The 8,805-nt window shown below is 57.2% G+C and carries 9 protein-coding genes; 6 read left to right on the top strand and 3 right to left on the bottom strand.

Annotation, left to right across the window (positions count from 1 at the left end):
- Positions 1–322: 322 nt before the first annotated feature.
- On the top strand, positions 323–583 hold the full coding sequence (locus ACFE7X_RS14045; RefSeq protein ID WP_375436305.1) for a hypothetical protein: 261 nt from the start codon (positions 323–325) through the stop codon (positions 581–583).
- A gap of 118 nt (positions 584–701) precedes the next feature.
- On the opposite strand, the gene ACFE7X_RS14040 is transcribed toward ACFE7X_RS14045, so the two are convergent.
- Positions 702–1,565, bottom strand: a complete 864-nt coding sequence (locus ACFE7X_RS14040) for an SDR family oxidoreductase (RefSeq protein WP_375436304.1) — start codon at positions 1,563–1,565, stop codon at positions 702–704.
- Between the two features lie 207 nt (positions 1,566–1,772).
- The gene (locus ACFE7X_RS14035; protein ID WP_375436303.1) at positions 1,773–2,300 is read right to left on the bottom strand and encodes a DinB family protein; all 528 of its coding nucleotides are present in this window, start codon (positions 2,298–2,300) and stop codon (positions 1,773–1,775) included.
- 120 nt (positions 2,301–2,420) lie between these two features.
- Between ACFE7X_RS14035 and ACFE7X_RS14030 the strand changes: the two genes are divergently transcribed.
- From ACFE7X_RS14030 to ACFE7X_RS14015, 4 genes are all read left to right on the top strand, one after another.
- Positions 2,421–3,125, top strand: a complete 705-nt coding sequence (locus ACFE7X_RS14030) for a hypothetical protein (protein WP_375436302.1) — start codon at positions 2,421–2,423, stop codon at positions 3,123–3,125.
- 76 nt (positions 3,126–3,201) lie between these two features.
- Positions 3,202–4,440 (top strand): pyridoxal phosphate-dependent aminotransferase, encoded by a 1,239-nt coding sequence (locus tag ACFE7X_RS14025; protein ID WP_375436301.1) that lies wholly within the window; start codon positions 3,202–3,204, stop codon positions 4,438–4,440.
- Positions 4,441–4,646: 206 nt separating this feature from the next.
- The gene (locus ACFE7X_RS14020; protein WP_375436300.1) at positions 4,647–5,147 is read left to right on the top strand and encodes a hypothetical protein; all 501 of its coding nucleotides are present in this window, start codon (positions 4,647–4,649) and stop codon (positions 5,145–5,147) included.
- A 132-nt stretch (positions 5,148–5,279) separates the two neighbouring features.
- Positions 5,280–6,833: a serine hydrolase gene (locus ACFE7X_RS14015; protein WP_375436299.1), complete on the top strand. Its 1,554-nt coding sequence runs from the start codon at positions 5,280–5,282 to the stop codon at positions 6,831–6,833.
- A gap of 69 nt (positions 6,834–6,902) precedes the next feature.
- Here ACFE7X_RS14015 and ACFE7X_RS14010 read toward each other — a convergent pair whose 3' ends face one another.
- Positions 6,903–7,943, bottom strand: a complete 1,041-nt coding sequence (locus ACFE7X_RS14010) for an NAD(P)-dependent alcohol dehydrogenase (protein ID WP_375436298.1) — start codon at positions 7,941–7,943, stop codon at positions 6,903–6,905.
- A gap of 182 nt (positions 7,944–8,125) precedes the next feature.
- Here ACFE7X_RS14010 and ACFE7X_RS14005 point away from each other — a divergent pair, with 182 nt between their 5' ends.
- The gene (locus tag ACFE7X_RS14005) at positions 8,126–8,797 is read left to right on the top strand and encodes a cytochrome b/b6 domain-containing protein (RefSeq protein ID WP_375436297.1); all 672 of its coding nucleotides are present in this window, start codon (positions 8,126–8,128) and stop codon (positions 8,795–8,797) included.
- The last annotated feature ends 8 nt before the right edge of the window (positions 8,798–8,805 follow it).

The raw sequence follows: 8,805 nt of genomic DNA, 5'->3' as shown, positions 1-8,805 counted from the left end.
TGGTCCGGCGGCCGGCTAACTACACCGTGGAGGTTCGAATCCTTCTTCTACAGCACAATCAAAAGACCGACTTAAACAAAGAGCTTCTTTCAGAAGGCTTTTCGCTTAGGTCGGTCTTTTTTGTGCTCTAGGAATAAAGGTTTCACCCCGTAAGGCCAGTCCTTCTATTGCCAGAGTCGTGGTGGGCACCAAGGGATGCGTCTTTCTTTAAAAGAGAGGGTTACCCTGAAGCAGCAGCTCGTATTAAGTTGTGAAGGCGCGATTCTGTTCAGCGCCTTACTACTCCAGTCAACCTTCTGCTCACCACTAAAAAGCCTACTCTATGAAAAAAGCATTGTTTCTCGTGTTGGCTACGGCCTCGTTTACTTTCGCTTCGTGTGGCGGCAATCAAGAAGGGGCTGCTGGTGCTAGCACCACAGAGGCTGCCGGCTCAGAAGCGGGTATCGACTCAACCCGCAACAAGGCCTCGATTCCAGATGGCAACACCAACCCCGAAAGCGCCGGCGCAACTACGGCTCCCACTACGTCGGAAGGTACCACAACTGCTAGCGCAGCAACCACTGGTTCTACTACCGGCCAATAATACAAACTAGTGCTTTCTAGCTGGGACACTGGCTTTTAAGCTGTTTACTTGAAACAGAATAGCCCTTCACATGTGAAGGGCTATTCTGTTTATAAAGGCTAACTACGAAACCTACAGCTTACGTATTCAAGATTTCGCCGCCGTTGGGGTGTAGGGCTTGGCCGGTAATATAGGTGGCGTCGTCGGAGGCCAGGAATACGTAGCAGGGACCTACTTCGGAGGGCTGCCCAGGACGTTTCATGGTGGTGTCTTTGCCGAAAGAAGCTACTTTATCAGGGGGAAAGCTGGCCGGAATAAGCGGAGTCCAGATAGGACCAGGCGCTACGCTGTTGACGCGAATTTTCTTTTCGGCGAGTTGCTGCGCCATCGAGCGGGTGAAGGCCGTAATGGCCCCCTTGGTGGACGTGTAATCCACGAGTTGCTGATTGCCGCGGTAGGCGTTGATCGACGAGGTGTTGATGATAGAGTCGCCTTCCTTGAGGTGAGCCAGCGCGGCACGGGTTACCCGTACAAACGAAAAGAAATTCACTTGAAACGTGTCTTCAAACTGCTGGTCAGATACTTCCGTTAGGTCTGTGCTCACGAACTGTTCAGCGGCATTGTTGACGAGAATATTCAACCCACCTAACTCCTGCACCACCTCATCGACGATGGATTGACAGAATTGCGGGTCGCGCAGGTCGCCGGGCAGCGTAAGGCACCGACGGCCCTCTTGCTCTACCATTTGCCGGGTTTCATAGGCGTCTTCTTCTTCCGTAGGCAAGTAGGCGAAAGCTACGTCAGCACCTTCGCGGGCAAAATGAACGGCTATCGAGCGCCCAATACCAGAATCGCCGCCCGTAATGAGGGCAATTTTGCCTTGTAGTTTGTCGCTGCCTTTATAGCCGGGGCGGATATACTCCGGCCGGGGCGTCATTTCCTGCTCAATACCGGGCTGCTGGTCTTGCGCTTGAGGGGGCAGGGAAGTTGGTTTGGTTTCCATTAGAGTTAAGGTTGGTTGAACTTGCGTGCTATTCACCAACGTCCTGCGCGCAACGGGGTTATAGTTGAGTTGCTCGATTTCAACACCTCACACCGCAGGTTTTACAATGGATTCTGCGCAGCGGAACTGCCCAACTCATGGCCTTTTCAGCTAACTGCCAGTACTACGTTGGCATTGCTTTTATAGCCACTAGTAACGTAGCAACGCCTAGGATAACCCCGCCCGCACCACCCGCGCCGTTACGAGCAACTGCCCAACGTGGCGAGTGGTATGCTCGGCAGCGTGCACCAACAGGCCGATAACGGTACTCGGTAGTTTGGCGCGGCCCACCGGCCGGAACTCGGAGAGCGTAGCTTCCGGCACGGTAGGCAGATACGCCAATAGGTGGTCGATAGCGTCGCCGAAGTGTTGAACCAGAACGGCTGTACTGCCGGGCGTGGTAGGCACGTTGTTTTCGGCAGCGAGGTAAGCTAGCTGAGCTTCCGACAGGGGCTGCTGTCGAGCGTAGGTTTGCATTCGGTCGAGGACGCCGGCGAGGTGGTGCAAGTGGAAGCCGACCGAGGCCACGCCGGCGGGACGGGCCGATAGCAGCGAATCGGGAAAGTTCTGGAGGGCAGTTTCCACATCCTGGCGGGCCTGTAGCAAAGCGTGAGCAACGGGCTGAAGCAAGGGCGGCACCTCGGGCAACGGGCCGCGCAACCAGAACTCTGGTTGAGGTGTAGGAGAAGATGTCATGGATGCGTAACCGAAACGAAGTGGGCTTGTTGGTGGCAGTGACTTGCAGACAACGTTACGTCAGATTCCGGTTATTGAATTTCAGTGCTTGTCGTTTCTAACCTCTCTACCTGCTTTACTATGGCTCTTGATTTGATAACCGACGCCGTTATTTCAACTGTATCGTTACCGGCGTCGCCGCTGGCTACCAGAGTGCAAGAATTTGGCATCCCCGATTCACAAACCGTAACGGGCCTGGAAGTGCGCTTGTCGCGGGTGCTGGTCAAGAACAATCGAACGGCCAAGGTGTGGCCTTTCCCAGGTTTTGCCGACGTGTATTTGCTGCTTGTCGTCTTCGACAACCTGGACCCCGAGCCTCAAACGCTTACCCTCTCCGGTTTTGCCCGCATCGATGACGACGAAGATCTGCCCGTCGATAAAACCGCTTATTACTGGAAGCAAATGACGCCGGAAGGATCCGTGCCCTCGCAAGTACACGTGCTGCTCTCGGTGTTGAAAAGCAAACAGGGCTTGCGCGATACCGCCGCCGTAATGGAGCAAGCCCGCTCTTCCGACGATTACCGCAGCTTGGTAGCGGAAGTGGCGCGCGTGATTGCCAACGCCCCGGTGCGCGCCGCTGAACTGCTGCTGCAACTTGGCGGCGTGGTGGGTGGCTTGCTGAAAGAGGTGGAAGACAAGCCGCTGTTCACGCAGGTTACCAGCTTCACCGACATTAACGGCGACTTCGACAGCCTCGGCAAAACGCCGGTGGTGAAAATGAACGACTACGTGCAAACCACGCTCACGCTGATTGTGCGCGACCCGGCCCGGGAGCCGTCGGTGTAAGCGGGAAGTGCCCGCCTCGCTACTTTCCTGAGGCAAAAGGCAGGTCTCTGACAGTGTAGGTCTTATCTTTGGGCCCATGTTGCAAGTATCACAGCGCGGCCAGGACATTCCGGCTTCTCCGTTTCGTAAAATGACACCCTTTGCCGACGCTGCCAAGCGCCGCGGCTTGACGGTGCACCACCTCAACATCGGGCAGCCCGATATTGAAACGCCTCCGGCGGTGATGGCGGCGGTGCAGCAGGTGGATATTCGGGTGCTGGAGTACTCGCCGAGCGCGGGCCACCTAAGCTACCGTTTGAAACTGGCCGACTACTATCAGCGCGCCGGAATCAACGTAACTGCCGACGAGTTGCTCATAACCACGGGGGGTAGCGAGGCGATTTTATTTGCCTTGATGTGCTGCCTCAACCCCGGCGACGAATTGGTGGTACCAGAGCCTTTCTATGGCAATTACACGGCGTTTGCCGTGGCCGCGGGTATTACGCTGGTGCCCGTCACGTCGCATATCGAGGACGGGTTTGCGCTACCTCCGCTCACCGATTTCGAGTTGGTGCTTAGGCCGCGCACGCGCGCCATCATGATTTGCAACCCCAACAACCCCACCGGCTACGTGTATAGCCACGAGGAACTGACGGGGGTATTGGAGCTGTGCCGCAAGCATCACCTGTTTCTACTCTCCGACGAAGCCTACCGAGAGTTCTGCTACGACGCGCCCTACATCAGCGCCCTGCACCTGCCCAACGCCGACCAGCACGTGGTACTGCTCGATACCATTTCGAAGCGCTACAGTGCCTGCGGCGCGCGTATCGGGGCCTTTGTGACCAAAAACAAAGACTTGCACGAAGCGGCCCTGCGCTTTGCCCAGATGCGCGTGAGTCCGCCGGGCTTGGCGCAATTGCTGGGCGAAGCTGCTACCGACCTCCCTGATTCTTACTTCGACCTAACCAAGGCCGAATACCAGGCCCGCCGCGACTTGTTGGTGGCCCGGCTGCGGGAAATGCCCGGCGTGGTGTGCCCTACTCCTGGCGGCGCTTTCTACGTGCTCTGCCATTTGCCCGTCGATGATACCGACCGGTTTGCGCAGTGGCTGCTGGAAGTGTTCGAGTACCGGGGTGAAACGCTGATGGTGTCGCCGGCCGCTGGTTTTTACGCCACGCCGACCCTAGGCCACCAACAGATTCGGCTGGCTTATGTCGTGAATCAGGATACGATAAACCGAGCCATGGATTGTCTGGCGCTGGCCTTGCAGCAGTACCCAGGCCGGATGCAGCTCCAAGCATCGGTTTCGTACACGAGCGAAGCCAGCACCACTTAACACCTTGGCGTTCTTCCGTTTGCCTTTGCTTGTCTGCTTGTCTGAGTATTCCAGTCGGTCAGTTGTTGTTCCGACGCAGAAGAAATCTGAGGAAGTCACCTAACGAGCTAATCCAGATTACTCCTGCGTCGGAACAAGAACCGTTCTGTCTGAACGGTAAGGCTTCGTGGTATCTTTTGGGCTGATTCTTGTCTGAATTGAAGCTGATGAGATACTTTGCTCTTTCTTGTTTAGCGGGCGCCTTACTGATAAGTGCCACGCCCGCGCCAACTCAAACTGCGCCCGCCCGGCCTTTGGTGCGGGTTCTTACGCTGCGCGTAAACGGACAGCCTGTAAAAGCGGATACCATCAGTTCGCGCTTTTTCCTGAGCCAAGACCGTACGCTCACCCTCAACGTGGTGCGGGCCGACGACCCCGACGGCGAAGGCCTTACCATCCTGATTGACCGGTTCCCGCTGAAAACCGGCACCTACAGTTTTCAGGAAATTTTGAGTGGCCGCAACCGGGATGCCTCCTACCGTTTCGGCAACACCGCCGCTTATTCCAAATCGTGCTCGGATAATCCGGGTTCGGTTACTATCACGGCCATTAATGCGGAGCGGCACTGGCTGGCGGGTTCTTTCCGCTGCACCGTCTGCGAATCGGGCCGTGGCGGCAAACGCCTGACGATGGAGGGCACATTCCGGTATCCGGTGGAAAGTAACTAAGCCGCGCTTGGCCTTCCAACGCCGGAGGAATCTGGGAAAGTTGTTCAACGATTCTAACTCAGATTCCTCCGGCGTCGGAAGGACAGATGTACTTTTGGCTTTCTTGAACCGCTTTCCATACTGTCCTACTACATGCCTTTCCCCTACTTTCTCCGCCGCCTTACGCTAGCGGCCTCCTTGCTGCTGAGCGGCACTCCGGCGGCGCTGGCGCAGAATACTACGCCCACTTTCAATCGCTTCGTAACCGACAGCCTCGACGGCTACATCCGGCGCGGCATGCAACTCTGGCAGGTGCCGGGGCTGGCGCTGGTAGTGGTAAAAGACGGAAAAGTGGTGGTGCAGAAAGGCTACGGCGTGCGCGAAGTAGGCAAGCCCGCGCCCGTAGATGCCAACACGCTGTTCATGATTGCCTCGAACACCAAGCTCTTCACGGGCACGGCGCTGGCCAAGCTCGATGGCGAAAAGAAGCTCAACCTCGACGACAAAGTCAGCAAGTACCTGCCCGACTTCCAACTCTACGATTCGGTGGCCTCGCAACTGGTAACGGTGCGCGACTTGATGAGTCACCACTTCGGGTTCAAGACGTTTCAGGGCGACTTCTCGTTTTTCAAATCCAATATACAGCGGCCAGAAATTGTGCGACGCATGCGCCTGATGAAACCCGGCGGCCAATTCCGCCGCGACTACGGCTACAGCAATTCCGGCTTTGTGGCGGCGGGTGAGGTGGTGCCGGCCGCTACCGGCGGTACCACTTGGGAAGCCTACGTGCAGCAAAACCTGTTGCAGCCGCTCGGCATGACGTCTACGTTTGCCGCCTCGGCCGGCTTTGCCCAACGGCCCAATATTGCCTACGCTTACTCCAATACTTTCGGCCCGCTGGCAAAGGTGCCGTTTGATAACTGGGACAACATGGCCCCCGCCGCCAACATGGTATCCAACGTAACGGACTTAGCGAAGTGGCTGCGTTTTCAGCTCGATAGTGGCCGCTACGAAGGCAAGCAAGTAGTACCGTGGGCGGCCCTACGCAAAACCCGCGACGCAAATACCGTGATTAGCAGCCGCAAATCGTCGATATTCCCGATGCACTTCATCACCTACGGTTTGGGCTTGGAAGCCGCCGACTACAACGGCCAGCAACTATTCTGGCACACGGGCGGCGCCTCGGGGCAGGTCAGCAATGTGTGCTTTGTGCCGGAAGCGGGGCTCGGCATTGCCATCCTAACCAATAACGACAACCAAAGCTTCTTCGAGATGCTGCGCTACCAGCTCCTCGACAGCTACCTCGGCGTGCCGTACGTCGACCGAAGCGCCCAAGCCCTGAAAGGCAAGCAGCAGTACGAGGCCACCCAAGTGGACCCTACCAAGGCGTTGGCCGAGCGGGTTGGCAAAAGGAACAAGCCCGCCCTGCCCCTGAGCGCCTACACCGGCAAGTTCGAGAACAAGCTGTTCGGCCAGATAACGATCAGTCAGAAAGGCAAGCAGCTGCTGGTTCAGTTCCCAACCCACCCCGGCCTCATCGCCACCCTCGACTACATGGACGGCCAGGAATTCCGCACCACTTATTCCGACCTCGTATTCGGTGTGATGCCCGCTAAATTCGAAGTCGAAGGCAACAAAGTGAAGACCATAGAGTTGCGCGTGAACGACTACGTGGAGTACGACCCGTACGTGTTCAGCAAACTGTAGAACCCCAAAAGGGCCATCTTGCTTAGCAGGATGGCCCTTCTTGGTTGGTACGCTTGGTCTGGTTACGTTTTACAACGTTGCTAGGTCAATGACGAAGCGGTATTTCACGTCCGACTTTATCATCCGCTCGTAGGCTTCGTTGATGTAGTCCATGCGGATAACTTCCACGTCGGACATAACGTTGTGCTCGGCGCAGAAGTCCAGCATTTCTTGGGTTTCCTGGATGCCGCCGATGAGCGAGCCAGCAATGCGGCGACGCTTGGCAATCAGGTTGAAGGCGTGCAGCTGCGGTGCTTCCGGGGGCACGCCGAGCAGCACCATGGTTCCGTCGCGGCGCAGGCTGGCCACGTAGGGCGTCAGGTCCATGGGGGCCGAAACCGTGTTGATGATGAGGTCGAAGTAGTTGGCTACCGACTTCATGGCCTCCTGATCCTTGGTAACCACGAACTTGTGGGCGCCGAGGGCTTTGGCATCGGCCTCTTTGTTGGCCGAGGTGCTGAGCACGGTTACTTCGCAGCCCATAGCGGCGGCAAATTTCACGGCCATGTGGCCCAGGCCACCGAGGCCCATCACGGCTACCCGGTCGCCTTCCTTGGCGTTCCACTGCCGTAGCGGCGACCAAGTGGTGATGCCCGCGCACAACAGCGGGGCCACACGGGCCAAGTCCAGCTTATCAGACACGCGCAACACGAATTTCTCGGTTACGACGATGTTGTTGGCATAGCCACCGTAGGTAGGCGAACCGTCTTTTTCGCGGGCGTTGTAAGTGCCCACAAAGCCGTTGTCGCAATACTGCTCGAGGCCGTCGTTGCACTCGGGGCAGTGCTGGCAGGAATCAACCATGCAACCGACGCCGGCCAAATCACCGGCTTTGAAGTTCTTGACGTGCGCGCCTACTTCGGTCACGCGGCCCACTATTTCGTGGCCGGGAACCATGGGGAAGATGGAGCCGCCCCATTCGTCGCGCACTTGGTGCACATCGGAGTGGCAAACGCCGCAGAACAGGATTTCGATGCGCACATCGTGCGGACCTACGTCGCGGCGCTCGAATTGGAAGGGCGTGAGAGGCTCATGAACGGCCGGAGCGGCGTAGCCTTTTGCTTCTATCATTGGTGTAGTTGGTTTTGAAAAACAGGCAGAACGAATTCGTTTAACCTCTTTTTAAGGGTAAGGTTTCGCGGCTTCCTGAATCGGGTGGTGCGTTCGACCCTTCCATCCTACTCTGTAATAGCGGCTTGTAGACCCTGACCTTGTATATTTCCTCGTTCACTTCCTTTTTTATCAGGGCTCCTATGACACCGCAACCCACTGCCACCGCGCCCGTTACCGGGTTAAAACGCAACTCGCTCGGCCTGCGCCTCTGGCACTGGTCCAACACGGTGGTCGTGACCGGCCTGCTGGTTACGATTTTGTTTCTGTACGTGATTGTGAAGATGAAAACCGTCGGCCCCGAGTTTCAGAAGGTGCTGGCTACCGAGGGCGTCACGTTCAGCAAGCAGCAGGTGCGCGGCCTGACTCGCATTGTAAGTCACCGCATCTGGGACTGGCACATCGGGCTGGGCGTGGCGCTTTCGGTGCTGTTGGTGCTGCGGGTGGCGCTGGAATTCACGCAGCACGGCATGCAGCGCTTCGGCGCCAAACTGCGGCAGGCCCGGTTCCTGTTCCGCCAGGGCGGCACCGATTTGCGCGACAACCGCCATTCACTGCTCGTGAAGTACTCCTATCTGCTCTACTATTTGATGCTCGTGGTGATGGTGGTCACCGGCCTCGTGCTCATCTATGCCGATGATGTGGAGTTTTTACACAGCCTGGAGCACACCGTGAAAGAGGTCCACAACTTCACCATGTACCTCGTGCTGGCCTTCACCGCCTTCCATATCGTGGGGGTGGTGTACGCCGAACTAACCAAAAATCGCGGCATCGTTTCGGACATGATACACGGCGGTGGTCCGGCCGGGGAATAAGGCAACCG

The organism is uncultured Hymenobacter sp. (genome assembly GCF_964242765.1).
Lineage (GTDB): Bacteria > Bacteroidota > Bacteroidia > Cytophagales > Hymenobacteraceae > Hymenobacter.
This window is presented reverse-complemented; position numbering and strand designations above follow the sequence as displayed.